General features: G+C 63.3%; 22 protein-coding genes. 14 read left to right on the forward strand and 8 right to left on the reverse strand.

The features are described 5' to 3' along the window. Window positions 1-17: 17 nt before the first annotated feature. Window positions 18-1,388 carry a glutamine synthetase family protein gene (locus GR138_RS17840; protein WP_160860598.1) on the forward strand — a complete coding sequence of 457 codons (1,371 nt, stop codon included), beginning with the start codon at window positions 18-20 and terminating at the stop codon, window positions 1,386-1,388. Window positions 1,389-1,583: 195 nt separating this feature from the next. Here GR138_RS17840 and GR138_RS17845 read toward each other — a convergent pair whose 3' ends face one another. Further along, window positions 1,584-2,522, reverse strand: a complete 939-nt coding sequence (locus GR138_RS17845) for a diacylglycerol/lipid kinase family protein (RefSeq protein ID WP_160860599.1) — start codon at window positions 2,520-2,522, stop codon at window positions 1,584-1,586. 372 nt (window positions 2,523-2,894) lie between these two features. Between GR138_RS17845 and GR138_RS17850 the strand changes: the two genes are divergently transcribed. Next, window positions 2,895-4,118 carry an MFS transporter gene (locus tag GR138_RS17850; RefSeq protein ID WP_160860714.1) on the forward strand — a complete coding sequence of 408 codons (1,224 nt, stop codon included), beginning with the start codon at window positions 2,895-2,897 and terminating at the stop codon, window positions 4,116-4,118. Between the two features lie 209 nt (window positions 4,119-4,327). Next, the gene (locus tag GR138_RS17855) at window positions 4,328-4,744 is read left to right on the forward strand and encodes a DoxX family protein (protein WP_160860600.1); all 417 of its coding nucleotides are present in this window, start codon (window positions 4,328-4,330) and stop codon (window positions 4,742-4,744) included. Between the two features lie 111 nt (window positions 4,745-4,855). On the opposite strand, the gene GR138_RS17860 is transcribed toward GR138_RS17855, so the two are convergent. Continuing rightward, window positions 4,856-5,326 carry an Lrp/AsnC family transcriptional regulator gene (locus tag GR138_RS17860; RefSeq protein ID WP_160860601.1) on the reverse strand — a complete coding sequence of 157 codons (471 nt, stop codon included), beginning with the start codon at window positions 5,324-5,326 and terminating at the stop codon, window positions 4,856-4,858. A 136-nt stretch (window positions 5,327-5,462) separates the two neighbouring features. On the opposite strand from GR138_RS17860, the gene GR138_RS17865 reads away from it, so the two are divergent. Further along, window positions 5,463-6,371, forward strand: coding sequence for a DMT family transporter (locus tag GR138_RS17865; RefSeq protein ID WP_160860602.1), 909 nt, complete (start codon window positions 5,463-5,465; stop codon window positions 6,369-6,371). Between the two features lie 64 nt (window positions 6,372-6,435). Here GR138_RS17865 and GR138_RS17870 read toward each other — a convergent pair whose 3' ends face one another. From GR138_RS17870 to GR138_RS17885, 4 genes are all read right to left on the reverse strand, one after another. After that, a complete protein-coding gene (locus GR138_RS17870; protein ID WP_160860603.1) occupies window positions 6,436-7,323 on the reverse strand; it encodes an ABC transporter permease in 888 nt (295 codons plus the stop codon). A 165-nt stretch (window positions 7,324-7,488) separates the two neighbouring features. Further along, entirely contained in the window at window positions 7,489-8,487 is a 999-nt protein-coding gene (locus tag GR138_RS17875; protein ID WP_160860604.1) for an ABC transporter substrate-binding protein, read from the reverse strand. Window positions 8,488-8,846: 359 nt separating this feature from the next. Next, the gene (locus GR138_RS17880; protein ID WP_160860605.1) at window positions 8,847-9,476 is read right to left on the reverse strand and encodes a L,D-transpeptidase; all 630 of its coding nucleotides are present in this window, start codon (window positions 9,474-9,476) and stop codon (window positions 8,847-8,849) included. Between the two features lie 355 nt (window positions 9,477-9,831). Next, window positions 9,832-11,496 (reverse strand): electron transfer flavoprotein-ubiquinone oxidoreductase, encoded by a 1,665-nt coding sequence (locus tag GR138_RS17885; protein ID WP_160860606.1) that lies wholly within the window; start codon window positions 11,494-11,496, stop codon window positions 9,832-9,834. Window positions 11,497-11,758: 262 nt separating this feature from the next. On the opposite strand from GR138_RS17885, the gene GR138_RS17890 reads away from it, so the two are divergent. The 7 genes from GR138_RS17890 to GR138_RS17915 all read left to right on the forward strand — a co-directional run bounded on the left by GR138_RS17890 (window position 11,759) and on the right by GR138_RS17915 (window position 18,544). After that, entirely contained in the window at window positions 11,759-13,162 is a 1,404-nt protein-coding gene (locus tag GR138_RS17890) for an FAD-binding oxidoreductase (RefSeq protein WP_160860607.1), read from the forward strand. Between the two features lie 22 nt (window positions 13,163-13,184). Continuing rightward, window positions 13,185-13,973 carry an SDR family oxidoreductase gene (locus tag GR138_RS17895; protein WP_160860608.1) on the forward strand — a complete coding sequence of 263 codons (789 nt, stop codon included), beginning with the start codon at window positions 13,185-13,187 and terminating at the stop codon, window positions 13,971-13,973. Window positions 13,974-14,115: 142 nt separating this feature from the next. Beyond that, complete coding sequence (locus tag GR138_RS17900) at window positions 14,116-15,408, forward strand: Hsp70 family protein (RefSeq protein WP_160860609.1); 1,293 nt, start codon at window positions 14,116-14,118, stop codon at window positions 15,406-15,408. A gap of 45 nt (window positions 15,409-15,453) precedes the next feature. Beyond that, window positions 15,454-16,314: a uracil-DNA glycosylase gene (locus tag GR138_RS17905; RefSeq protein ID WP_160860610.1), complete on the forward strand. Its 861-nt coding sequence runs from the start codon at window positions 15,454-15,456 to the stop codon at window positions 16,312-16,314. Between the two features lie 211 nt (window positions 16,315-16,525). Next, on the forward strand, window positions 16,526-16,702 hold the full coding sequence (locus tag GR138_RS30305) for a hypothetical protein (RefSeq protein ID WP_171902399.1): 177 nt from the start codon (window positions 16,526-16,528) through the stop codon (window positions 16,700-16,702). 41 nt (window positions 16,703-16,743) lie between these two features. Beyond that, the gene (locus tag GR138_RS17910; protein ID WP_160860611.1) at window positions 16,744-16,887 is read left to right on the forward strand and encodes a hypothetical protein; all 144 of its coding nucleotides are present in this window, start codon (window positions 16,744-16,746) and stop codon (window positions 16,885-16,887) included. 376 nt (window positions 16,888-17,263) lie between these two features. Beyond that, window positions 17,264-18,544, forward strand: a complete 1,281-nt coding sequence (locus GR138_RS17915; RefSeq protein WP_160860612.1) for an MFS transporter — start codon at window positions 17,264-17,266, stop codon at window positions 18,542-18,544. A gap of 25 nt (window positions 18,545-18,569) precedes the next feature. Here GR138_RS17915 and GR138_RS17920 read toward each other — a convergent pair whose 3' ends face one another. Next, on the reverse strand, window positions 18,570-19,508 hold the full coding sequence (locus GR138_RS17920; RefSeq protein ID WP_160860613.1) for a DMT family transporter: 939 nt from the start codon (window positions 19,506-19,508) through the stop codon (window positions 18,570-18,572). A gap of 323 nt (window positions 19,509-19,831) precedes the next feature. Here GR138_RS17920 and pepN point away from each other — a divergent pair, with 323 nt between their 5' ends. Next, entirely contained in the window at window positions 19,832-22,480 is a 2,649-nt protein-coding gene (pepN, locus tag GR138_RS17925; protein WP_160860614.1) for an aminopeptidase N, read from the forward strand. A 4-nt stretch (window positions 22,481-22,484) separates the two neighbouring features. On the opposite strand, the gene GR138_RS17930 is transcribed toward pepN, so the two are convergent. Beyond that, a complete protein-coding gene (locus GR138_RS17930; RefSeq protein ID WP_160860615.1) occupies window positions 22,485-22,853 on the reverse strand; it encodes a VOC family protein in 369 nt (122 codons plus the stop codon). A gap of 74 nt (window positions 22,854-22,927) precedes the next feature. Between GR138_RS17930 and GR138_RS17935 the strand changes: the two genes are divergently transcribed. Both GR138_RS17935 and GR138_RS17940 read left to right on the forward strand, forming a co-directional pair. Beyond that, a complete protein-coding gene (locus GR138_RS17935; RefSeq protein ID WP_160860616.1) occupies window positions 22,928-23,653 on the forward strand; it encodes a helix-turn-helix transcriptional regulator in 726 nt (241 codons plus the stop codon). 140 nt (window positions 23,654-23,793) lie between these two features. Continuing rightward, the gene (locus tag GR138_RS17940; RefSeq protein ID WP_261001725.1) at window positions 23,794-26,139 is read left to right on the forward strand and encodes a PAS domain-containing sensor histidine kinase; all 2,346 of its coding nucleotides are present in this window, start codon (window positions 23,794-23,796) and stop codon (window positions 26,137-26,139) included. Window positions 26,140-26,208 lie beyond the last annotated feature (69 nt).

Raw genomic sequence — 26,208 nt, forward strand, 5'->3', positions numbered from 1 at the left:
AACCAAAAGCAGGCACCATGACAAATGACAAGAAGGCTGCCGGTTCGCCGCCCGCCAATGCGCCTACCGATGCCCCGGCCCGTATCGAAATCCTTCTCGTCGGCATGAACGGCGACCTGCGCGGCAAGCAGGTTCCACCCGAAGGCGAGAAGAAAATCTGGGACGGATCGGTGCGCCTGCCTTCCTCCACCCAGTCGCTCGACATCTGGGGCGACGACAATGACGACATTACCGGCCTCTCCCTTTCCGTCGGCGATCCCGACGGTGTGTGCATTCCCGACCGCCGTTCGCTGACGGCCATGCCGTGGGCACCCGAAGGGTCCCGGCAGGTGCTCGCCACCATGCACGAGTTCGATGGCAGCGCGTCCTTCATGGATCCGCGCGCCATTCTCGCCCGTATGCTGAAGCGGTTTGAAGACCGTGGTTTGACACCGGTCGTGGCGACCGAACTCGAATTCTACGTGGTGCAGGACGACTGGCACGTGACCGGCAAACCGCGCCCGCCGGCAGCCCTGATGTATCGCGGTGAGCCGAACGGCTTCCAGCTCTACGACATGCGTGCGACCGATGCGCTGGACGGCTACCTCCAGACGGTGCGCACCTGGGCCAAGGCCATGGACCTGCCGGCAGACGCCACGACGGCGGAATTCGGCCCCGGCCAGTTCGAGATCAACCTGCTGCACCGGCCGGACGCGCTCGCCGCCGCCGATGACTGCATCTATCTCAAGCGCATCGCCGAGCAGGCCGCCCCCCGGTTCGGGCTCAAGTCCACCTGCATGGCAAAGCCCTATGCGGATCATGCGGGCTCGGGCCTGCACGTGCATTGCAGCGTCATCGACAAGGACGGCAAGAACATCCTCGACGCCAAGGGCGGCGATCCGAAGAAGCTGAAATCGATCTGCGCCGGCATGTTGCAGACGATGCGCGACGCGCAGCTCGTCTTCGCACCCTTCGCCAATTCCTACCGCCGCTTCCAGCCGGGCTCGTTTGCGCCGGTCGACCTCACCTGGGGTTTTGGCCATCGCGGCACGGCGATCCGCATCCCGGACAAGGACGGCCCGGCGGCGCGCGTCGAACACCGCGTGGCGGGCGCTGACGTGAACCCCTACCTCTTGCTGACGGCGATCCTCGGCGGCATCCTGCTCGGCCTCGATGAAGAGCTTGATCCGGGTCCGGTCACGGAACCCGGCAAGGACGCGCCGGACGCCAAGCGGCTGACGCACGACTTCCTGACGGCCGTGGAAGAATTTTCCGCATCGCCCTTCATCGCCGATGCCTTCGGCGCGGAATACCAGAAGCTCTACGGCGATACGAAGCGCAAGGAAGCAATCATGTTCCTGCGCACGGTCTCGGATTTCGACTACCAGACCTACCTGCCGCGGATTTGAGGCCGCGGCGGCGGGGATTTACCCCCCTCTGCCCTGCCGGGCATCTCCCCCACAAGGAGGGAGATCGGCAGGACGTGAGGACATTGCTCACGCCGCAACGTTTGTGATGGACGAGGCCGTTGCCCCATTCAATCTCCCCCCCTTGTAGGGGAGATGCCCGGCGGGGCAGAGGGGGGGTGCGATGCTACTCCCGACTTACGCCGCAGCCGGCTCGGTGGTCGCCATGTTCGCCGCCTGCACCTTCGGCACCATCACTTTCAATTCGCCCGGATGCAGCCGGATCGACACATCGCGGTCCATCGGCAGCAGTTCACCGTCGATCACGCAGTTGATCGCCCGATCGACCTTCGGGAAATGCAGGTCGACGGCCGTGCCGGTCATTTCGGTGACATCGGCGTTTTCCCGGAGCTTGCCGCGCAGGATATCGAAGGCCAGCTTGGCGACGCCGGCCGGTTTCAGCGGCTTCGTCGTGTAGAAGCCAAGATGACCGCCGGTGAGATCGTCGGCATAGAGAAGTCCGTTTGCACCGAAGCGGTTGTTCGACACGTTGATGGCGGACACCTTGCGATGTTCCTCCACGCCATCGACATTGAACTCCACCTCAAATTCCGGCGGATCGAGGATGACGCCGAAGGCGGCGCGGGTGTTGGCCGCGATCTTGCCCATGCGCGAACGGTACGTCATGGCGTTGCGCAGACGCACCATGCGGGCGTGCAGGCCGGCGGAAAACTGGTGCACGAAGGCGCGGTCATCCGCCGTGCCGATATCGGCGGCGGCGATGTCGCCATCCGCCAGCGCGTCGATCGCCTGCCAGATATCGAGTGGAATGTTCAGCGAGCGGGCAAACAGGTTCATCGTGCCGGCCGGGACGATGCCGAGCGGCATCTTGTTCTGCCAGGCAAGGCCGGCCGCGGCCGAAACCGTACCGTCGCCGCCGCCCGCCAGCATGGCATCGAGATCCGTGCGGTCCGAACAGCGCTTCAGCGCCATCTCGATATCGGCCCCTTCGACGATATCGCAATCAAGGTGATGCCCGGCCGCGGCGAAAGCGTCTTCGGCATGCCGGGCGAAGGCCTCCATGTCGGTGGTGCGGAACGTCCCCCCGTCCCTGTTGAATATCGCCTGAATTCTCATTCGCATACTCCGCGTCTCAGCCGAGAACGCCTGAAGGGTGACAGTCGATCCATTAGATAGTCGAGAAAACGGCGATTAACAGGCGATCGCGAAATACAGTGCAATAAATCGTGAGCAGCGGACCACCCGATCAAATCCACGAGAGGTCAAAAATCAGAGTAGGCAGGGCGCACGTCTCTGATATATTGCCGCCCGGTCGCCTGCGTCGGGAGTGCGCTTGCCGGCCGGACTGTTTTCTTCCCTACCGTGGCCCTTTCGGCCAGACCATACCGCATCAGCAGCCAGGAGGAGTGGCCGCCCGTGTGAGGGTCTGTCGCTGGATTCGCCGCGCATGGGCCACCCTTGCGGAGCCACCCCGTGTCCGAACATCCCATGCCGACTGTCGCCCTCTCCTCGGGGCCACTGCCCGTTTCGTCGCTCACCGTCACGCTGATCATTCTTGCACTCGCCGTCGGCAGCTTCGGCATCGGCACCGGCGAGTTCGCCATCATGGGCCTGCTGCCCGATGTCGCCAGCACCTTCGGCGTGACCAACGCCCAGGCCGGCTATGTCATCAGCGCCTATGCCTTCGGCGTCGTGGTCGGCGCTCCGATCATCGCCGTCATGGGCGCCCGCTTCCGCCGGCGTGATCTTCTTCTCGTGCTGATGGGCGTGTTTGCCGCCGGCAACCTTGCCAGCGCCGTTGCGCCGACATTCGAAAGCTTCATGCTGCTGCGCTTCCTCTCCGGCCTGCCGCACGGCGCCTATTTTGGCGTGGCGGCGCTGGTCGCCGCTTCGATGGTGCCGGTCAACAAGCGCACGCAGGCCGTCGGCAAGGTCATGCTCGGCCTCACCCTTGCCACCCTGATCGGCACGCCGCTCGCCGCTTTCTTCGGTCAGTTGCTCGACTGGCAATACATGTTCGTCGCTGTCGGCATCACCGGCCTGCTGACGGTCGCGCTCATCGCCATCTTCCTGCCGCGCGACAAGGCGCCGAAGGGTATCAATGCGCTGACCGAGCTTGGTGCGCTGAAGCGCAAACAGGTCTGGCTGACGCTCGGCGTCGCCGCCACCGGCTTCTGCGGCATGTTCGCAGTGTTTACCTATATCTCGCCGATCGTTACCGAGGTCGCCGGCCTCAATGTCAGCATGGTGCCGGTCATCATGGCGATCTTCGGCTGCGGCATGATCGTCGGCAATATTTTTGGCGCCAAGCTCGCCGATCTGTCGCTGATGCGCACCATCGGCTGGTCGCTGGTGCTCTACTTTTTCGTGCTCATCGCCCTGTCGCTGACCGCACACAACCCCATCCTGCTCGGCGTCTGCTGCTTCCTGATCGGCTGCAGCTTCGTGGTCGGCCCGGCGCTCCAGACGCGCCTGATGGATGTCGCGGGTGATGCGCAGACGCTGGCTGCCGCCCTCAACCACTCCGCCTTCAACGTCGCCAATGCCCTTGGCGCCCTCTTCGGCGGTTTGGCGATCAGTGGCGGTTATGGCTACGAATCGATGGGCTTCGTCGGCGCGGCAACCGCCGTCGTCGGCTTCGGCGTCTTCCTCGTCTCGCTGACGCTGGAAAAGATCGATCGCGCGGCAACGCCGGTCTGCCCTGCCGAATAAACGCCTGCTGCAAGACACTCCAAACGGCGCTCCTATCGGGCGCCGTTTTCATTTGTGCGAGGGCCTGCCAGCCCTGTTACCAGGGTGACAAGTCAGCGCCCGGACTCTGATAGACATAGGCCATCGCAGCCCGCCAAACACGGCAGGCCGCAATCGGGGAACGGTCGAGAGCCGCCTCGCAAGTCCATGAATTCTATTGGAGATCCTGAATGCCCGCGCTTATCGACAGCATAACCGGCAGCCGTGTATTCGGCTTTGTTGCCCGCACTGTCCTCACCTCGATGTTCTGGCTTTCCGGCATCGCAAAAATCGCCGATTTCAATACCGGCGTTGCCGAGATGGCGCATTTCGGCCTGGAGCCCGCCATGCTCTTCAACATCGCGACCGCCGCTACACAACTCGTCGGCTCGGCCCTCATCATCGCCAATCGCTGGACCTGGCTCGGCGCCGGCATGCTTGCCGTCTTCACCGCCCTTACCATTCCGATCGCCCATAACTTCTGGGCCATGCAGGAACCGATCCGCACGATCGAATTCTACGTGGTGATGGAGCACATCACCGTCATCGGCGCGCTGATGGTTGTCGCCTGGAAATCCGCGAAAGTGCCTGTCGCCCCTGCGCATTGACGACAGGCCGGGCGCCGCCTTTCTCTCCGGAAGCGGCGCCATGGAGGGACGGTCTTGCCTCTCCGGCCGTCCCCGCCGCCCCGACGCTGCCCGTCGGGGCGGTTTTCGGTGTCAGAGTGTCGGCAGTTTCAGCGGGCCGCCAGTCTTGATGCTGCGGATCGCGAAATTGGAGCGGATGTCGGTCACGCCGGGCATGGTCAGCAGGGTTTCGGTCAGCAGCCTTTCATAGGCCGAGAGGTCCTCCACAACCACTTCCGCCAGAAAGTCGGCATTGCCGGAAATCAGGAAACAGGACACGACCTCGGGGACGGCGAGCAGCGCCTCCTGCTGCGCCATGGCGTTTTCCCGGCTGTGGCGCCCGACCTTGATTTCGACGAAGACGGTGAGACCGAGCCCCACCTCCTTGCGGTCGATATCGGCGCGGTAGCCGCGCAGCACGCCGGATTTTTCGAGATTGCGGATTCGCCTGAGGCAAGGAGATGGCGACAGGTTCACCCGCTCGGCGATCTCCACATTCGTGGCCCGCGCGTCCTCCTGCAGCACCTTGAGGATGGCGATATCGAATTTATCGAGATTTGGCATATTCGCGAATAATCCTCGGCATTTTTGGCATGATCGTGCGCATTGTACTTTATTGGAGGCATAACTCGCAAGGACATGCCCCGGCTTGCGGCGCTAATGTCTGGCCATGAACTGAGCCAAGACAAGGACAACCGCCATGGCCATGCTGTCTTTTTCCTCCGACGCGAAAACCAATCCGCAGGTTGCCGGTTATGCCGGCGCGGTCGTCACGGTGCTGATCTGGGCGACCTGGGTGCTGGCGACGCGGCACACGACCGCCACCCCGCTCGGCACGATCGATATCGGCCTCATCCGCTATGGCGTGCCGGCCATCCTGCTGGCGCCGGTCTGGCTGAGAACCGGGCTTTTGCCGAAGGACGTGCCGCTGAGGCTCGTCATTGTCATGGTGGCGGGGGCCGGCGCGCTGTTCTTCCAGGTCACGGCGGCCGCGCTGCATGTGACGCCCGCAGCTCCCGGCGGCATCCTGCTTGGCGGCTCCATGCCGCTCGCCACCGCGCTGATCGGCATCGCCCTCTTCGGCGAGCGGCCCGACCGCATGCGCCTTCTCGGACTTGCCGCGATCGTCGCAGGCGTGGTGATCCTGCTTGCTGCCAGCATGCAGAAGAGCGGCATGACGATGACCGGCTTTCTCCTGCTGCCCATCGGCGCCACGCTCTGGGCGGGCTTCACCCACGCCTTCCGCCGCTCGGGCCTCAGCGCATTGCAAGGTGCGGCCCTCATTGCCGTCTGGTCGTTCCTGATCCATCTCGGGCTCGCCGCACTCTACGGCACGCACCTCATGGACGCCTCCCTGCCCGACCTCGCCCTCCAGGTCACCAGCCAGGGTATTCTCTCCGGCCTCATCGCCACCTTCGCCTTCGGCACCGCGATCCGGGCGCTCGGCAGCAGTCAGGCCGCCGCCTTCACCGCCATCACGCCGGTTCTGGCAACGCTTGGCGGCGCGGTCTTCTTGGGGGAACGTTTTGGGGTCGCCGAAATCACCGCCGCCCTCGTCGTCGGTGCGGGTGTCGCGCTTTCGACGGGCGTCTTCTCGCCGAAGCACTGATAACACAAAGAAAAGGGGCGCCCGCGGCTCTCGCCGGGGCGCCCTTTTCTGTCCGCGTATTTGATCAGCCGTGGATGATCTCGCGGTGTTTTTGCAGCCGCTTGCCATAGGCTTGGCTGACGCGGTCGAAAATGATGGCGATGCCGACGATGGCTAGGCCATTGAAGATGCCGAGCGTGAAATACTGGTTGGAGATCGCCTTCAGCACCGGTTGGCCAAGGCCCTGCACGCCGATCATCGAGGCGATGACCACCATGGCGAGCGCCATCATGATCGTCTGGTTGATGCCGGCCATGATGGTGGGCAATGCCAGCGGCATCTGCACGTTCCTGAGCTTCTGCCAGCTCGACGAACCGAAGGCATCGGCGGCCTCCAGCACGTCCTTGTCGACCAGGCGGATGCCGAGATTGGTGAGGCGGATCATCGGCGGGATGGCGTAGATGACCACCGCGATGAGGCCCGGCACCTTGCCGATGCCGAGCAGCATGACGACAGGGATCAGGTAGACGAAACTCGGCATGGTCTGCATGACGTCGAGGATCGGATTGATCACGTTCTGCAAACGATCCGACCGCGACATGAGGATGCCGATCGGAATGCCGATGACGATGGAAAGCACGGTACAGACGAAGATCATCGAGACCGTCTTCATCGTGTCGTCCCACATGTCGAAGTAGCCGATGACGAGCAGCGTGCCGACGGCGCCGGCAACGATCTTCCAGTTGCGGCTGGCAAACCAGGCGACGGCAGCGATCAGCAGGATGATGATCGGCCAGGGCGTGCGCGTCATGAAACGCTCGGACCAGATGAGAAAGTGCTGCAAGGGCACAAATATGGTTTCGATGCTGTCGCCGTAGGCGCGGGTGAAGGCGCGAAAGCCTTCATCGATCACCTTCTTGAGGTCGCGCAGCGAGCCCGAGTCCATTGTCGGAAATTTCGTGAACCATTCCATATCGATCCCCTTCCGGCTCCGGCCGGTCTTGCGCCGGTTTCATGAGCCAACCCTGAAGCATGCCGAGGGAGCGCGCGCGGCGATTTGCGCCAAAGGCATGCGCTAAAACGAAGGCAAGGGGCGGCGCGCCGATGACGCGCCGCCCCGGTTTCATCGCTCAGGCGATCAGAGAGCGGCCTTGATCTTTTCGGCGGCCTCCGGCGAGACCCAGTCCTTCCAGAGGGCTTCATTCTCTTCCAGGAAGTGCTTGGCGCCATCGTCGCCGCTTGCCTGGTTGTCGGTCATCCAGGCCATCAGCTTGTTGACCGTGTCGTTCGACCAGGCGCGCTTGTTGAGATAGCCCATGACGTCTTCACCGGCGCGCTCGGAGAACGCCTTGGTCACCAGCGTCTGGACCTTGTCCTTCGGCCAGTCGTTCTTCTTCGGGTCCGCGCAATCGGCAACGGTGTTGCAGCGCTTCCACTCGGCGGCGTCATAGGGCACGCCATGCTCGAGCTTCACCATCTCGTACTTGCCGAGAAGCGCCGTCGGGGCCCAATAGTAACCGACCCAGCCTTCCTTGCGCTCGTAGGCCTTCGCAATCGAGCCATCGAGGCCGGCCGCCGAGCCGGTGTCCACCAAGGTGAACTTCGCCGCTTCGCCGCCATAGGCCTTGTAAAGCTGCGAGGTCACGACCGTGCCGCCCCAGCCCTGCGGGCCGTTGTGAACGGCGCCCTTGCTGCTGTCTTCCGGATCCGGGAACAGTTCCGGGTGCTTCAGCGCGTCGTCGATCGTCTTGATGTCCGGGTTCGCGTCGGCAATGTATTTCGGAATCCACCAGCCCTGCACCGCAGCGTCGGAGAGCGCCACGGCCGCACCGATCAGCTTGCCTTCCTCGATGCCGCGGTTGACGACGTCCGGCAGCAGGTCGACCCAGCCTTCCGGCGCCAGGTCCGGCTCACCCTTTTCGATCATCGAGGTGATGGTCGGAACCGTGTCGCCGACGATGACCTCGGCGTTGCAGCCATACCCCTCGGTCAGGATGAACTTGTCGAGGGCCGCGAGAACCTCGGCGCTCTGCCAGTTCATGCTGGCGATGGTCACGTCGCCGCATTCGGCGCGCGCCGCACCCGTCATGGCCAGCAGGCCGGCGACGAGGCAGGTGGAAGCAAGAAGATGTTTCATATCCGTTCCCTCATTTCGGCGGTGTCATTGTGCCGACAAGGGCCCGCTGCACCGCCGCCGGGCCCGTGATCCTCAAGCGGACCGTTCTCGGACAGGGCCATTCGAAGGCCATGCATGTTCCGCGATTCCGCATCTCGACTGTTGCAGCTACGAAGCCGAATGCCGGTACGAATGCGTCTGCCATTGACCCCAATGCGTCATGACGCGGTCAATTTTTCGAGACCCGCCCGACATTGTCCAAGCGTGGGATCACGACGGCAATGGTATGATACAATTCATTTTTTTCAAACCGCAAAACGAAAAGACCGGCATAAGCCGGCCTGGTCTCGTTGCGACATGGCGGGAGAGCAGCGAGGGAGTCAGGCCTCGCGGCGCCCCTGGACAACATGCACGCGGCCGCCGGTTTTGACCCGCTCGTAGAGGTCGATCACGTCGTGATTGAGCATGCGCACGCAGCCGCTCGACATGGCCTGGCCGATCGACCACGGCTGGTTGGTGCCGTGGATGCGGAACATCGTGTCGTTGCCGCCCTGATAGAGATAGATGGCGCGGGCGCCGAGCGGATTGTTGAGGCCGCCGGGCACGCCGCCGGCATATTTCAGGTTCTTCTTCGGATCGCGGCGGATCATGTTCGGCGTCGGCGTCCAGGTCGGCCATTCTGCCTTGCGGCCGATATAGGCGCTGCCGGCCAGCGAATAGCCCTGCCGGCCGACGCCAATGCCGTAACGCATCGCCCTGCCATTGCCGAGCACGTAGTAGAGCCGCCGTTCCGGCGTATCGACGACGACCGTTCCTACCGCATGTGGGGTGACATAGGCGACTTCCTGTCGGCGAAGCTCGGGCTTGATCTTGTCGAGCGGCATCGCCTTCAGCGGAAACTTTTCCTCCATGCGATCACTGTAATTGGCGTGGTCGCTGGTGCCGTTGGTCGCGCAGCCTGCGAGCAATGCAGACGCGCCGAGTAGGAATCCGCGGCGGGAAATCGACATGGTTAAAGCCCCTTTAATATCAGTCCTCGGGGCCGAGAATTATGCGGTTATGGTTAATGCCGGGTTAAGTGACGCGCTGCGGTTGCAGGACATGTTAAGGTGGATGGCCGGAAGAAGGCTGTCGCGACATGGGCGCATGCGACGAGGCGCGGAAGGCACCCACACTGGCGGGCACAACGTTCCCTCCGTCATCCTCGGGCTTGACCCGAGGATCCATGCCACAAACACGAGATATGCCGTGAAGCGTGGATCCTCGGGTCAAGCCCGAGGATGACGGAGGAGAGGAAATACCCCTTCAAAAAGAACGACGAGACGTTGCGTGACCACCGACCTGATGTGGCCGGTAGATCTCGCATTACATATTCGGATAAACCGGCCCCTCGCCGCCCTGCGGCGGCACCCAGTTGATGTTCTGGTTGGGGTCCTTGATGTCACAGGTCTTGCAGTGCACGCAGTTCTGCGCGTTGATGACAAAGACGTCCTTGCCGTCCTTCTCCACCCATTCGTAGACGCCGGCGGGACAGTAGCGGGTCGATGGGCCGGCATAGACGTCGAGTTCCGACGTCTTCTGCAGTTCCGGGTTCTTCACCTGCAGATGGATCGGCTGGTCTTCCTCGTGGTTGGTGTTCGACAGGAACACAGAGGAGAGCCGGTCGAAGGTCAAGACGCCATCCGGCTTCGGATAGTCGATCCGCTTGTGTTTGGCAGCAGGCTCAAGCGACTGCGCATCGGTCTTGCCGTGCTTCAGCGTGCCGAAGATCGAGCCGCCGAACAGCGTGTTCGTCCACATGTCGAAGCCACCGAGTGCCACGCCCAGCGCCGTGCCGAGCTTCGACCACAGCGGCTTGACGTTCCGGACCTTGCGCAGGTCCGAGCCGATGGCGCTGTCGCGCCAGCCCTGCTCGATCTCGATCGGCTCATCATTGGCGCGGCCATGGGCAATCGCATCCGCCAGCTTTTCAGCCGCGAGGATGCCCGACAGCACCGCATTGTGGCTGCCCTTGATGCGCGGCACGTTGACGAAGCCGGCCGAGCAGCCGATCAGCGCGCCGCCGGGGAACGACAGTTTCGGCACCGACTGATAGCCGCCCTCGGTGATGGCGCGTGCGCCATAGGAGAGCCGCTTGCCGCCTTCGAAGGTGCCCTTGATCGCCGGATGCGTCTTGAAGCGCTGGAATTCCTCGAAGGGGAAGAGATAGGGGTTCTTATAGTTGAGGTGCACCACGAAGCCGACGGCAACAAGGTTGTCTTCCAGGTGATAGAGGAAGGAACCGCCGCCGGTCTTCATGCCGAGCGGCCAGCCGAAGGAGTGCTGCACGAGACCGGGCTTGTGGTTTTCCGGCTTGACCTGCCAGAGTTCCTTGAGGCCGATGCCGAATTTCTGGGGCTCGCGGCCGTCGTCCAGCTTGAATTTCGAAATAAGCTGCTTGGCGAGCGAGCCGCGCACGCCTTCCGAGATCAGCGTATATTTGCCGAGCAGCGCCATGCCGCGCGTATAATTCGGGCCGGGCTCGCCATTGCGCTCGATGCCCATGTCGCCGGTGGCCACACCGATGACGGCGCCCGCGTCATTGTAGAGCACTTCGGTGGCGGCAAAGCCCGGATAGATCTCGACGCCGAGTTCTTCCGCCTTCGTCGCCAGCCAACGACAGACATTGCCGAGCGAGACGATGTAGTTGCCGTGGTTGTTCATCAAGGGCGGCATGGCGAAGTTCGGCAGGCGCACCGAGCCGGCAGGACCGAGCAGCAGGAAATGGTCGTCCGTCACTTCGGTCTTGAAGGGATGGGTTTCATCCGCGCGCCAGTCGGGCAACAGGCGGTCGATGCCGATCGGATCGACGACCGCGCCGGAGAGGATATGCGCGCCGACTTCCGAGCCCTTTTCCAGCACGACGACGGTGAGGTCAGGATTGACCTGCTTCAGTCGGATCGCCGCCGAAAGCCCCGCAGGCCCCGCGCCGACGATCACGACGTCGAATTCCATGCTTTCGCGCTCGGGGAGTTCCATTGCTTCGCTCATTCGTCTCTCCACTCCGCAGCCCCTCTAAAGCCGCGAAAATCCCTCATGTTGGCCTGTCATGACAAATGCGGCAGGCCTTGTCGAGCCGTTCTGCGACAGACTTTCCTCGCTTTTGCGCATGACCTCATGCCAGCACCGAAAGTTTATTGACTTTAACGTAAACGTCAACCGTCAGCCGGAACAGGTAACAATCTGCTCGCTTGATTCCGTTCGCGTGCAGGATTAGGCATTTGAGCCATCCAGCCGCCGAGGATCACCAGCCATGTCCGAGATTATCCGATCGCTCCAGCGTGATTTGAACGATTTCGGCGATGACCTTCACCTTATCGGAAGCGAGCGGCTGGGCAACCGGCATCCCGGGGAGCATCGCGGCAATTTTGGCGCCGGCGCCGCCGCCGAGCCCGCAACACCGGAAGCAGCGGCGGCCGTCGTGCGCTGGTGCCTTGAGCATCGCGTGCCCATTGTGCCGCAGGGTGGCCGCACCGGTCTCGTCGGCGGCGGCATCAGCCGGCCGGGTGAGTTGATTCTCTCCACCGCGCGGCTGAACCGGATCGAGGCGATCGATCCCCTCGCCCGCACCGTCACCGTTGGTGCCGGCGTGACGCTGCAAGCGCTTCAGGAGGCGACGGCCGAGGTCGGCCTTGTCCCCGGTATCGACCTTGCCGCACGCGGAAGCGCGACGATCGGCGGCATGATCGCCACCAATGCCGGCGGCATCCTCGCCTTTCGCAATGGCGTGATGCGCCATCAGGTGCTGGGTATCGAAGCCGTGATGCCGGACGGCACGCTGTTCAGCGATCTCACGCGGGTCCTGAAAGTGAGCGCGGGCCCGGACATCAAGCAATTGCTCATCGGCTCGGAAGGTGCTTACGGCTTCGTCACCCGCGCCGTGCTGAAGCTCGAGAGTTTCAACCCGATGCGCGCCACAGCCCTTGTCGGCGTCCGGGATGCCACCTCCGCGCTTGCCCTCATCGCCCATTTCCGGGCGCAGCCGGCCTTGCAGCTCGAAGGCGCGGAGCTGATGTGGCAGCGCTATCTGCGCGACAGCGCGGCCGACAAGGGCTTTGATGTCGATTGGCTGGAGGGCGATGCGCCCGCGATCCTGCTGATGGAGGTGTCCGCCGGCAGCGAGGCGGAGGCGCGCGACGCCCTGGAAGAAGGACTTGCCGCGCTCTGGGAAGAACAGGGCCTATCAAGCGGCATCGTCGCCGCTTCGCTCGAGCAGGCGCGCCGTTTCTGGGCGCTGCGCGAGGACAGCGACTTCATGTACCGGCATTTTCCGGCAGCCCCCTCCTTCGACATCTCCGTGCCGCCCGGCGCGCTCGACGGCTATGTGGCGGATCTCCGGTCGCGGCTGAAGACGGTAGACGCGAGCTTCGACGCCTATGTCTATGGCCATATCGCCGACGGCAATCTGCATATTTCCGTCATCGGCGATGGTGTGGCGGGTGCCGCGTTCAAGGAACCGATCGAAGACGCCGTCTATTCAGGCGTTGCTGACCTCGGCGGCAGCTTTTCGGCCGAGCACGGGGTGGGCACGGAAAAGCGTCGGGCCTATCTCGCCTATGGCAACCCTGCGCGCCGCGCCGTGTCACAAGCCATCAAGGCCGCGCTCGACCCCAACAACCTGTTCAATCCGGGCAAGGTGCCCTACGGCGCCGATTGAGCCCAACACAAGGACGACATCAATGGATCTCGGCATTGCCGGCAAACGCGCCCTCGTTCTCGCCTCCTCCCGCGGCCTCGGTAAAGGTATCGCGGTTGCCCTCGCGCGCGAGGGCGCGCAGGTGCTGCTCTGCGGCCGCAGCGCCGAAACGCTGAAGGCCAATTGCGACGCGATCAATGCAGAAGGATTCGGTCGCGCGGACTGGGTTCAGGCGGACCTCGGCGACGACGGTTTCGTCGAGACCCTCGTCAACGCGGTCCAGGAAAAGCTTGGCGGCATCGATATTCTCGTCAACAATTCCGGCGGGCCGACGCCGGGCTCCACCGAGGACATGAGCGAGGAAAAGCTCGCGACCTACTTCCATTCCATGGTGCTCAGGATCATCACGTTGAGCAACCGTCTGCTTCCCGGCATGAAGGCACAGGGCTGGGGCCGCATCCTGACCGTTGCCTCCTCCGGCGTGATCGAGCCGATCCCAGGCCTCGCACTTTCCAACACGCTGCGCCCGGCGCTGGCCGGCTGGTCGAAGACGCTGGCAACGGAGGTCGCGCAATACGGCGTCACCAGCAACATGCTGCTGCCCGGCAGCATCATGACCGATCGGCTGATAAGCCTCGACACCGCTGCGGCGGAGCGGAGTGGCAAAAGCGTCGACGACGTTCGCGCCGCCTCGGAAAAGGCCATCCCGGCCCGGCGCTACGGCACCGTCGAGGAGTTCGCGGCGACGGCCGCCTTCCTGTGCAGCGCGCCGGCGAGTTATGTCACCGGCAGCCTGGTGCGTTGCGATGGCGGGGCGGCGCGGTCGGTCTAAAGGCCGCCCTTCCCCTTGCCATTCTCCATGCCCTGTGCCATCTGGCGCGCTCTCAAATTTTCGGGGGCGCGATAGCGCGTCCTTTCGCGCGGAGCCTCTCGCTCCGGTTCAACACATTTTGACGATCACAAGGGGCACGGCGATGGCACGCGCACTCGGGCTCGATTTCGGCACGACGAACACGGTTATGGCACTTGCGGCCGGCGGCAGCGAAACGCAGTCGATGCACTTCACCAGCAGCGTCGGCGAGACTGACACGATGCGCACGGCGCTGTCCTTCATGAAGGACCCGCTCGTCGGGGCACAGGCGCTGAAGGTCGAGGCGGGACAGGCGGCAATCCGCCAGTTCATCGACAATCCGGGCGACTGCCGTTTCCTGCAATCGATTAAGACCTTTGCGGCAAGCGCGCTGTTCCAGGGCACGCTGATCTACGCCCGTCGGCACGCATTCGACGACCTGATGGAAATCTTCCTGCGCCGGCTGAAGGCCTATGCGGGGGATGGATGGCCGGCCGACGTCTCGCGGGTGATCACCGGGCGGCCGGTGCAGTTTGCCGGCGCAAGCCCCGATCCGGCGCTGGCGCTTGAGCGCTACAACGCGGCGCTGACACGGCTGGGCTTTCCGGAAATCCACTATGTCTACGAACCCGTTGCGGCCGCCTACTATTTCGCCCAGACGCTGAAGAGCGATGCCACGGTGCTCGTCGCCGATTTCGGCGGCGGCACGACGGACTATTCGCTGATCCGCTTCGAACGGCAGGCGGGCCGGCTGACGGCAACGCCGATCGGCCATTCGGGCGTCGGCATTGCCGGCGACCATTTCGATTCCCGCATGATCGAACATCTCGTCGCGCCGGAAATCGGCAAGGGCTCCCATTTCAAGAGCTTCGACAAGGTACTGGAAGTGCCGTCCGGCTACTACAGCAACTTCGCCCGCTGGAACCAGCTGTCGATCTTCAAGACGACGCGCGAATTCACCGATCTCAAATCGCTGGTGCGCTCCGCGCTGGAGCCGGAAAAGCTGGAACTCTTCATCGACCTCGTCGAACATGACGAGGGTTACCCGCTGTACCAGGCGATCTCGGCCGCCAAGATGGCGCTGTCGGCCGCCGACGAGGCAGAGTTCCACTTTCCGCCGCTCGGGGCCGCAGGCCGCAAGATGGTCAAGCGCAGCGATTTCGAACGCTGGATCGCGCCGGACCTTGCGCGCATCGAGGGTGCGCTCGACGAGGTGCTGGAACAGACCAACACGGCGCCGGAGGCAATCGACAAGGTGTTCTTGACCGGTGGCACGTCCTTCGTGCCGGCCGTGCGCGGCATCTTTTCCCGCCGCTTCGACGCGAGCAAGATCGAGAGCGGCGGGGAACTTCTCTCCATCGCGCACGGCCTCGCGCTTATCGGCGAAAGCGACGATGTCGCGACATGGGCGGCGTGAGCATAGCGCTTCCCTCCCGGAGCCGGCTTCGATAGTGTGCAGGACATGAACGCCGCCAGAGACCTCCACCCCGAGCACCTTCGTTCGCTTCTGCATTTCTATGCGGATGCGGGCGTGGAATGGCTGCTGGAGGAGGAACCAGTCGATCGCTTTGCCGAATTCCAGGCGATGCGCGCCGCCCGAGGCGTACCGGCACAGCCGGAGGCGGTGTCCGCGCCGCAGCAGCCGGCGCGGCAGGCCTCCGTGCGGCAGGAGCAGCCGCGCGCCGCGGCCCCTGCTCCCTTGCCGAATGTCGCCATACCGGACGGACAGGCCGTCGCCGAGGCCGAATTTGCCGCGAGCAGCGCGCGCTCGCTGGACGAGTTGCGCACGGCCATGGAGGCCTTCAACGGCTGCAATCTCAAGACCAGCGCCCGCTGCCTCGTGTTTGCCGAGGGCAATCCCAGACCGTCCATCATGGTCATCGGCGCCATGCCGAATGCCGAGGACGATCGCGATGGCCAGCCCTTCTCCGGCCGGCAGGGCGCGATGCTCGACCGCATGCTTGGCGGTATCGGGCTTGCCCGCAGCGACCTCTTGATCACCAATGTCGTTCCATGGCGGCCGCCGGGCAACCGCCCACCATCACAACGCGAGGCCGATATCTGCCGGCCGTTCATCGAGCGACAGATTGCGCTCGCCGAGCCGAATCATCTGCTGGTTCTCGGCAATTTTGCCGCGCGATTCCTGCTCCGATCGAACGATACGATCCACCAATTGCGCGGCGAATGGCGGGAAATCGATGTTTGCGGGCGCACCATTCCGGCATTTGCGACGCTGCACCCGCAAGATCTGGTGACAGCGGCGATCAGCAAGCGCCTTGCCTGGCAGGATTTGCTTGCTTTTCGTGCAGGGCTCGAAAGTTAGGCAGCAAGTCCATAGTCAACGTTTTCAATGGCTTGACTGCCGCGCCATGGCAACCCGTTTGGATTCGCCGCAACTTTGCTTCAGGCATGAACAAATTGTTTCAGCAGCCATGCGAATTGGACATATCTGCCGGGCAGAATGTCGCATTGCAAAATCGATGTTGCGGCGCAATATATCGAGACGGGAGGGATAGGATTTAAGGAATCGACCCATGACCGCCCGCTTTCGGCCCATTCATTCGAGCTTCGAGACGCTCCGCCATTCCGGTCTTCGCACCGGGCACGGCTTCGGCAGCATCGCTGCCCGGGCCAACGAGCAGCTCACGGCCACGGGCTTTGCCCGCATAAACCGCCCCGTCCAGCTCTTCTCCGAGTTCATCACGCGCTGAGTGAAATCCTTCGCCCGCGCCACCGTTTCAAGGAGCAAGCCATGACCAAGATTCGTAAACTGATCGCCGACATTGCCGACATCCGCGTCGCCGTGAATGCTGCCCGGGAATATTCCGTGCTGGCCTCGCTGCCGCGCGATGCCGCCCAGCGCCGCGATCCGCTCAAGGCCTTCCTGCCGAACTGAGGTCCGGCCGCGGCTTTGAAACCGGCTGCCGCCGTGGTACCATCATCATCGTGAGGAGGTGAGACGCCTTTCTCCGGTGGAGACCGGGCCGAAGCCCGATCTCCGTTTTCTTAGCTGATTGTCAGGGTGAACCGCCAAGTCCTGAACCTGATCGTCAGCGTAAGCCGGATTTTCAAACGTCTCACCTCCTTTCGTCTTGCCGAGATTTCCCGGCGGATTGTTGTAACACAACCCTTCCGCGAATTCGCTGAATTCCGGTCCTTCGCAAATCTTCTTGCTTACGTCAGTCACTGTCGCAGTGGACAGCGCGCCGTCGCCGCAATAGAGCGACACTCCGAAACAGAATGCGCAACCTGCGCCCTCTCCCGGAGCCCCCATGCTGGCGAGCCTTGTCTCCATCCTGAGCCTGATGTTGTCCACGCTGCTGATGATGGTGGCGTTCGGCCTGCAGAGTTATGTCGTGCCGGTGCGGGCGGTTGCAGAAGGCTGGTCAACGCAGACGATCGCAATGATCGCGACGGGCTATACGGTCGGGTTCACGCTCTCCTGCGTCGTCACGCCGAAATTCGTGCTGCTTGTTGGCCATGTGCGGGTCTTCGTGGCGCTGATCACGCTGCTCGCCATTGCGATCCTGCTGTGTGCGCTCGTCGTCGACTGGCGGGCGTGGATGCTGTTTCGCGCCATTTCCGGTTTCGCCATCTCCGGCAGCTATCTTATCATCGAAAGCTGGCTGAACGAACGCGTGACCAACGAGAATCGCGGCTCCGTCTTCTCGATCTACCTGATCACCACGATGGTCGGCACGATCGGCGGGCAATATCTCGTGCCGCTCGGCGATCCGTCCAACACCTCGCTGTTCATCCTGTGCGGCATCATCTTCTCGGTAGCACTTTTGCCGACCGCCCTCACCTCCTCGCCGCTTCCCGCCCCGCCGACGCAGGCTCGCTTCGACCTACCCAAACTCTACCGGCGCTCGCCCGTCGCCGTCGTCGGCGCGTTTCTTGCCGGCGCGCTTTCCGGCGCCTGGCTCAACCTCGGCGGCGTGTTCACACAGCGCACCGGCCTGTCGACCGCGGAAGGCGCGACATTGCTTGCCTGCGTGCTGCTCGGCAGCGCGCTTGCGCAAATTCCGATCGGCCGCGCCTCGGACCGCATGGACCGTCGCCTTGTCATGGTCGTCTGCGGCATTGTCGGCACGATTTCCTGCCTGGTGATGTCAATGGTAGCCGGTGGGCCGGCAATGGTGCTTTATGCGGTCGCAGCCTTCGTCGGCTCGGTCATCTTCCCGATCTATGCGCTGAACGTGGCGCATGCCAACGACCGCGCCCAGCCAAACGAATATGTCGAGGTCTCCTCGGGCATGATGATCGTCTATGGCTTCGGCACGATTTCCGGGCCGCTGATGGTCGGCCCCATCATGGACCGCTTCGGCCCCGGTTCGTTGTTTGCGGTGCTCGCCGTCTATTTCGCGCTCTACGGCGCCTATGCCGCCTGGCGCATCAGCCGGCGCGAAGCCAATGAAGGCCTCGTTAGCAAGACGGACTATCAGGCGATGTCGGCGCAGCCGCTTGGCGCCGATGCCGCCGCTGCAGCCCTCCAGCCGGATGCCGTGACGGACGAGCGGGTCGAGGACACGACGACTCCGGAATGGCGTTGATCCCGCGCGAAAACTGGACCTGCTTTTACCCCTGCGGCAGCTTATGGCGAAGCTCCGCCCGGCGCTTCAGGTTGAGTTGGTGTTCGCGGAAGATCACGAAGATGCCGGCGCTGACGACAACGGCGGTACCGATCAGCATGGGACCGGTGGGCACGTCGCCAAACAGGAAATAGCCGATGATGAGGCCGAGCACGATCGACGTGTATTCGAACGGCGCGATGGTCGACACGTCGGCATAGCGGTAGCTCGACGTCAGCAGGATCTGGGCGATGCCGCCGCAAAAGCCGGCAAGCGCCATCAGGCCGAGCGACTGCCAGCTCAGCGCGATCCACCCGAACGGTAGCGTGCCGAGCGAAAAGATCGAGGCGAACAGCGAGAAATACAGCACGATCGTCGGCGTGCGCTCGGTCTGCACCAGCTTGCGCACCAGCACCATCGCGAAGGAGCCGAGCACGGCAAAAGCCAACATGGCGAGCACGCCCATGGCTTCCGACGAGCCGATGCCTCCCATGCGGAAGAGCGTGAGGCGCGGCCAGCTGATGATGGCAACACCCAGCAGGCCGATTAGTACGGCCGACCAGCGATAGATGCCGACCTTTTCCTTGAGGAAGACCGCCGCGACGACCACGGTGACGAGCGGCAGAGCGTAACCGAGCGCGATCGATTCCGGCAAGGGCAGGTGAATGAGGCCATAGAAGCCGAAGCCCATGGAGAGAATACCGATGAAGCCGCGTTTCAAATGCCCGAAGATGTCGTTGGTGCGGAAGGCATCGCGCAACTGGCCGTGCATGGCGAGGAACACAAGGATCGGCACCATGGCGAAGGCAGAGCGCAGGAAGGTGATCTGCCCTGCCGCGAGGTCCTTGCCGGCCGCCTTGATGAGCGCGGACATGCAGAGAAAGATCACAACGGAGGCGACCTTGAGGAAAATCCCCTTCATGGGATCGGAAGACTGCGTGTCCATGCGCGACTCATCATGGCCGACAGGCCATGGCAACAGATTTCAGGGAGACCGGAGAACCGATTCAGAGAGCAGCAACTCTAGCGCGGTTGGCGGGCGGATAGGATGAATTCTGGTGATGCATCGCGGATAATTTTGATCGGAGATGCGGGAGAGGCAACCGTGCCGCCATGGCACAAATTTATGATTTCCCGTTCTTCGCGGAAATGAGATGTTAAACGAATACGCATATCTATTCGTGGAACTTGGGGGCAGACCGTCCCGGCGATCCACCGTACCATGCACAAGGGGAACGGGCGCCGGACGGCAAAGAGCAGGACACATCCATGCGGACTGAGAACGGCCAGATCATCCACCTGGCGGACTATCGCCAGACTGACTTCGTTCTCGAGCGCGTCGATCTGACCTTCGAACTGGACCCGACGGAGACCAAGGTGGAGGCTCGGCTGATCTTCCATCGCCGCGACGGCGTCGATCCCGCCGCCCCGCTCGTTCTCGACGGCGACGAGCTCACCATGACGAGCCTGCTCTTCGACCAGATGGAGCTGGATGCGGCCCGCTACGACGCCACGCCCGACAGCCTGACGATCCGTGATCTTCCGGCAAGCGAGCCATTCGAGATCACCATCACCACAATGATCAATCCCGAGGCCAACACCCAGCTGATGGGCCTCTATCGCACGAACGGCGTGTACTGCACCCAATGCGAGGCGGAAGGGTTCCGGCGCATCACCTATTTCCCGGACCGGCCGGACGTGCTCGCCGTCTATACGGTCAACATCATCGCCGACAAGGCGAACTGCCCGTTGCTGCTGTCGAACGGCAATTTTCTTGGTGGCGCCGGTTATGGTGAAGGCAAACACTTCGCCGCCTGGTTCGATCCGCACCCGAAACCGTCCTACCTCTTCGCGCTCGTTGCCGGTGACCTCGGCGTGGTGGAAGACACGTTCACGACGATGTCGGGCCGTGAGGTAACGCTGAAGATCTATGTCGAACACGGCAAGGAGCCGCGCGCGGCCTATGCCATGGATGCGCTGAAGCGTTCCATGAAATGGGACGAAGAGGTCTTCGGCCGCGAATACGATCTCGACATCTTCATGATCGTCGCCGTGTCCGACTTCAACATGGGCGCCATGGAGAACAAGGGGCTCAACGTCTTCAACGACAAATATGTGCTGGCCGACCCGGAAATCGCGACCGACCAGGATTACGCGAATATCGAGGCGATCATCGCGCATGAATATTTCCACAACTGGACCGGCAACCGCGTTACCTGCCGCGACTGGTTCCAGCTGTGCCTCAAGGAAGGCCTTACGGTCTATCGTGACCACGAATTCTCCGCCGACCAGCGCTCGCGCGCCGTCAAGCGCATCGCCGAGGTGCGGCACCTGAAGTCGGAGCAGTTCCCGGAGGATGCCGGCCCGCTCGCCCATCCGGTGCGCCCGACAAAATATCGTGAAATCAACAACTTCTACACGACGACCGTCTACGAAAAAGGCTCCGAGGTGACGCGCATGATCGCCACCATCGTTGGCCGCGACGGTTTCAAGAAGGGCATGGACCTCTATTTCGAGCGTCATGACGGTGATGCCGCAACGATCGAGGATTTCGTGAAATGCTTCGAAGAGGCGAACGGTGTCGACCTCGGCCAGTTCTCGCTCTGGTACCATCAGGCCGGCACGCCGCTCGTCAGCGTCTCGTCGAGCTATGACCAGGCGAAGGGTGAATTCACGCTGTCGCTCGAACAGATGATCCCGCCGACGCCGGGCCAGAGCGCGAAGGAGCCGATGCATATTCCGCTGCGCTTCGGCCTGATCTCCGCCGATGGCTCCGAAGCCACGCCAGGCGCCGTCAGCGGCGCGGACGTCACAGACGACGTGCTGCATCTCAAGGAGCGCCGCCAGACGGTGACCTTCTCCGGCATCGCTTCGCGCCCGGTCGTTTCGCTCAACCGCAGTTTTTCGGCGCCGATCAACCTGCATTTCGAGCAGGCGCCGGCCGACCTCGCCCATATCGCACGCTACGACGCCGACCTCTTCTCGCGCTGGCAGGCGCTGAACGATCTGGCGTTGCCGAACCTCGTGGAGGCGGCGCGCAAGACGCGGGCCGGCGAGCCGGTCGAGACGAATGCGGTTCTCGCCGATACGCTGATCGCGATCGCCGGCGATGAGGCCCTGGAGCCCGCCTTCCGGGCGCAGGCGCTCGCCCTGCCCTCCGAATCCGACATTGCCCGCGAACTCGGCAGCAACAACGATCCCGACGCCATCCGCACCGGACGCGAAGCCGTGCTCGCCTTCGTGGCGAACCGCGATCCGGCCGTCTTCGCCTCGCTTTTCGAGCGCCATCAGCTTCAGGGCGCCTTCACGCCGGATGCAGCCGGTGCCGGCCATCGCGCGCTGCGCAATGCGGCACTCGCCTACCTCGCCGTCGCCGATGGCACGCCGGCCCGCGCCGCGCAGGCCTTTGCGGCCGCCGACAACATGACGGACCTGAGCGCGGCACTGACCGTGCTGGCGCACCGCTTCCCGGACGTCGCCGAGACCGCGCATGCGCTGGAAACCTTCCGCGCCCGCTTTGCCGACAACGCGCTGGTCATCGACAAGTGGTTCTCCATCCAGTCGACCATTCCGGGCGACGGCGCGCTGGCGCGCGTCAAGGCGCTGATGACGAGCCCGCACTTCAACAAGTCGAACCCGAACCGCGTGCGCGCCCTCGTCGGCACCTACGCCTTCTCGAACCCGACCGGCTTCAACCGGGCGGACGGTGAAGGCTACCGCTTCCTCGCGGATCAGATTCTCGAGATCGACCCGAAGAACCCGCAGCTTGCCGCCCGCATTCTCACATCGATGCGGTCGTGGCGCGCGCTGGAGGACGTGCGCTCCGACCACGCCCGCAACGCGCTGCGGGCGATCGCTGCGGGCGAAAAGCTCTCCTCCGACGTTTCCGACATCGTGGAGCGCATGCTGAAGGGCTGAGCCCTCACTTGTCCGGCGGGCAGACGCGGACCCGGTGACCATCCGGGTCCAGCGCGACGAAGGTGCGGCCGAAGACAGCGGTGAACGGCGGCTGCTCGATGGCGATGCCGTCCGCTTTCCAGTTGTCATGCAGCGCGTCGATCGCCGCATCGCCATCCACGACGATGGCGATTTCCGAGCGGTTGCCGGTACCGCCGGAGACGAACTCCGTCGACGTGGTCGACCAGAGGCCGAGACCGAGGCCGTTTCCGAAATCGAAACCGACATAACCGGGTGTCTCGAACACGGGCGGCCGGTCGAGAATTGTTTCGTAGAAGCGGCTGCTGCGCGCAGGATCTTCGACATAGAGGATCAGGAGACCGGGAGAGATCATGGGATGTGTCCTTTCATTGCTTTGACGGACGGAACCTAGGCGACACCACTGCCAGAAAATGGCAGTATGCATTCATGGTTCGCTCAGAAAGACTGCTCGCCCTCCTCCAGGTTCTCCGGCGCCATCGCTACCCGGTAAGCGGCGCGATGCTTGCGCAGGAAACCGGTGTCAGCATACGCACGCTCTACCGGGACATCGCCTCCTTGCAGGCGCAGGGTGCGGACATAGAAGGCGAACCGGGCGTCGGATACGTGCTGCGGCCCGGCTTCATGCTGCCGCCGCTGATGTTCTCGCATGTCGAGCTGGAGGCCCTTATCCTCGGTTTCCGCTGGGTGCAGAAATTCGCCGACACGCCGGTGACGAAGGCGGCATCCGACGCGCTTGCCAAGATATCGGCCGTTCTGCCGGCGGACCTGCAGGACGAACTGGAAAACAGTGCCCTGCTCGTCGGCCCGCGCAGGATCGTCGATACCGAGGTGGTCGATCTTGTCCTTCTCCGCGCGGCAATCCGCCGGGAACGCAAGCTCCGGCTGGCCTATGCAGACGGTGCGGGCAGGTTTTCCGAGCGCGTCATCTGGCCCATTGCGCTTGGCTATTTCGAGGACACGCGCATGCTGGTGGCGTGGTGCGAACAGCGCTGGGACTTCCGGCATTTCCGCACCGATCGCATGCGTGAAATCGCCCTTGTCGAGACACGGTATCCCCGCCGGCGCGCGCAGCTCCTCAAGGAATGGCGGGATATGGAGAACGGTCCACGGCGGCGCGAGGGGGCGCCAACATGCGCGGACCCACCCGCGTAAACTGCAAAATTCCACCTCTGAGAAATGGTTAATAAAGTTCTACTTTTTCCTCTGGACAAGCCGAATCACAATTGATTCATTAGGGTAGATTCGGGCGAGCGACGCGCCGAATCACAAGAGGCTTACAAGGTTTGAAGATTATGGCGGACGCGCAACGAGGACGCGCAGCCGGCGGGTGGACTCGTCTCAAATTTCCGGGAATGGCGGCCTGGGGACAAGAGGCGACGGGGCAGGCGAAGATTTTCGCCGGACCTGCCGCGCGGCATTTGACACGGGCCGAGCCCGTACTCAAGCGATCGATACCGATCCTGATCGTCGCCTTCCTGTTCGTGGTGGCCATCTCGCGGATGGTCGGCATCATGGTCGAGCACGACCGGATGGACACGAGCGTCAAGGACACGACCTCGCTGACGGCCATGGCCGTGGGCGCCGTTTTCTCTGGCACCATGGCGGAAAGCCTTGCCAAGTCCGATCGCATGGCGGTCGAGGCGGCGCTGTCGCTCAATCTGCCACAGGACCGCATGCAGCCGGGTGGGCTGGTGCTGTTCGTGGAGGAGAAGGGCCACGTCTTCGGCGCCTCGCTGGCGGCGGCGCGGTATGTCGGCCAGTCGCTGGCGCGCTTCTCGCCGGAACTAGCGGCCACACAATATTTCGGTGAACCGGCAAGCGTCTTCCGCACCCGCATCGGCGGGCAGGACTATTATGCCTCGCTTGTCCAGATGCCGAAAAAGGGTGGCTTCGTCATCGTCGCCAACCCGCTCAGCCAGCTTGCCGTGTTCTGGCGCGACGAGGTGGCGTTGAACGTCACGCTGTTTGCCGGCATCTCGGCAATCCTGCTCGTCATTCTCTACGCCTACTACATTCAGGCCAAACGGGCGCGCGATGCGGATGCGATCTTCGCGGAATCGAACCTGCGCGTGGAAACGGCGCTGGCCCGCGGTCGCTGCGGCCTCTGGGATTTCGATCTGTCGAGCCGCCGGCTGTTCTGGTCGCGCTCGATGTATGAAATGCTCGGCATGCCGCCGCGCGACAGCGTGCTGTCCTTTGGCGATGCGGCGCGCCTGATGCACCCCGACGACGACGGCATCTATCAGGTTGCCAGAGCGGTGGCCCGCGGCGAAGCCAAGCAGGTGGAGCAGGTCTTCCGCATGCGCCATGCCGATGGCCACTATGTCTGGCTGCGCGCCCGCGCGCAGGTCATCCGCATGGCTTCCGGGCGCATGCACATCATCGGCATCGCGATGGACGTGACGGAACAGCACCGGCTGGCCCAGCGCTACCAGGAGGCCGACCAGCGCCTTGCGGACGCCATCGAGTGCACCTCCGAAGCCTTCGTGCTGTGGGACAAGAACGACCGTCTCGTCATGTGCAATGCACATTACCAGCAGGCCTATGGTCTTCCCGATGACGTGCTCGTGCCCGGCACCGATCGCGCGACGGTGCATGCCGCCGCAGCCCGCCCGGTCATCGAGCGGCGCATCGCGGATGCGGATGGCGCCGGCATGTCGCAGACCAGCGAGGTCCAGCTTGCCGACGAGCGCTGGCTGCAGATCAACGAGCGGCGCACCCGCGACGGCGGCCTCGTCTCGGTCGGCACCGATATCACGATGATGAAGCGCCACCAGGTGCGCCTGCGCGAATCCGAACGCCGGCTGATGGCGACCATCGGTGACCTTTCGGCCTCACGCGCCAAGCTGGAGCGGCAGAAGGCGGAGCTTTCCGTCGCCATCGCCAACTATCAGGCCGAAAAGGATCGGGCCGAGGCGGCGAACCGCGCCAAATCGGAATTCCTCGCCAACATGTCGCACGAGCTGCGCACGCCGCTCAATGCCATCCTCGGCTTCTCCGAAATCCTGCAGAACCAGATGTTTGGCCCGATCGGCTCGGACAAATACCGCGAATATTCCTGCGACATTCACGAGAGCGGCAAACACCTGCTCAACGTCATCAGCGATATTCTCGACATGTCAAAGATCGAGGCGGGCCATATGCGCATCAGCTGCGAGACGGTCGATCTTGCGCCGCTGATCGAGGAGACGATGCGCCTCACCATGCTGCAGGCGGAAAAGAAGCACATCCGGGTGCAGCAACTCTGCCCGCAGCATCTGCTGACCGTCGCGGACCGCCGTGCCATGAAGCAGATTCTGCTGAACCTTCTGTCGAACGCCATGAAGTTCACCAATGCCGGCGGCAAGGTGGAGGTGCGGGCGCGCAAGGTGGACGGCGCCGTCACGCTGACGATCGCCGATACCGGTATCGGCATTCCGAAATCGGCACTCCAGAAGATCGGCCAGCCCTTCGAGCAGGTGCAGAGCCAATATGCCAAGAGCAAGGGCGGCTCCGGTCTCGGGCTCGCCATCTCCCGCTCGCTGGCCCATCTGCATGGCGGCGCGATGCGCATTCGCTCCGTCGAAGGCAAGGGCACGATCATCTCCGTGCGCATCCCCGACCGGGAAAGGCTTGCCGCGCTGCATCTGGCGGCCTGACCGATGTCACATCATGAAAGCCAGGGCATCCGTCCCGGCTTTTGCGTTAGCGGCGTATCCACTGAAGGA

Origin of the sequence: Shinella kummerowiae (assembly GCF_009827055.1) — a bacterium.
GTDB lineage: Bacteria > Pseudomonadota > Alphaproteobacteria > Rhizobiales > Rhizobiaceae > Shinella > Shinella kummerowiae.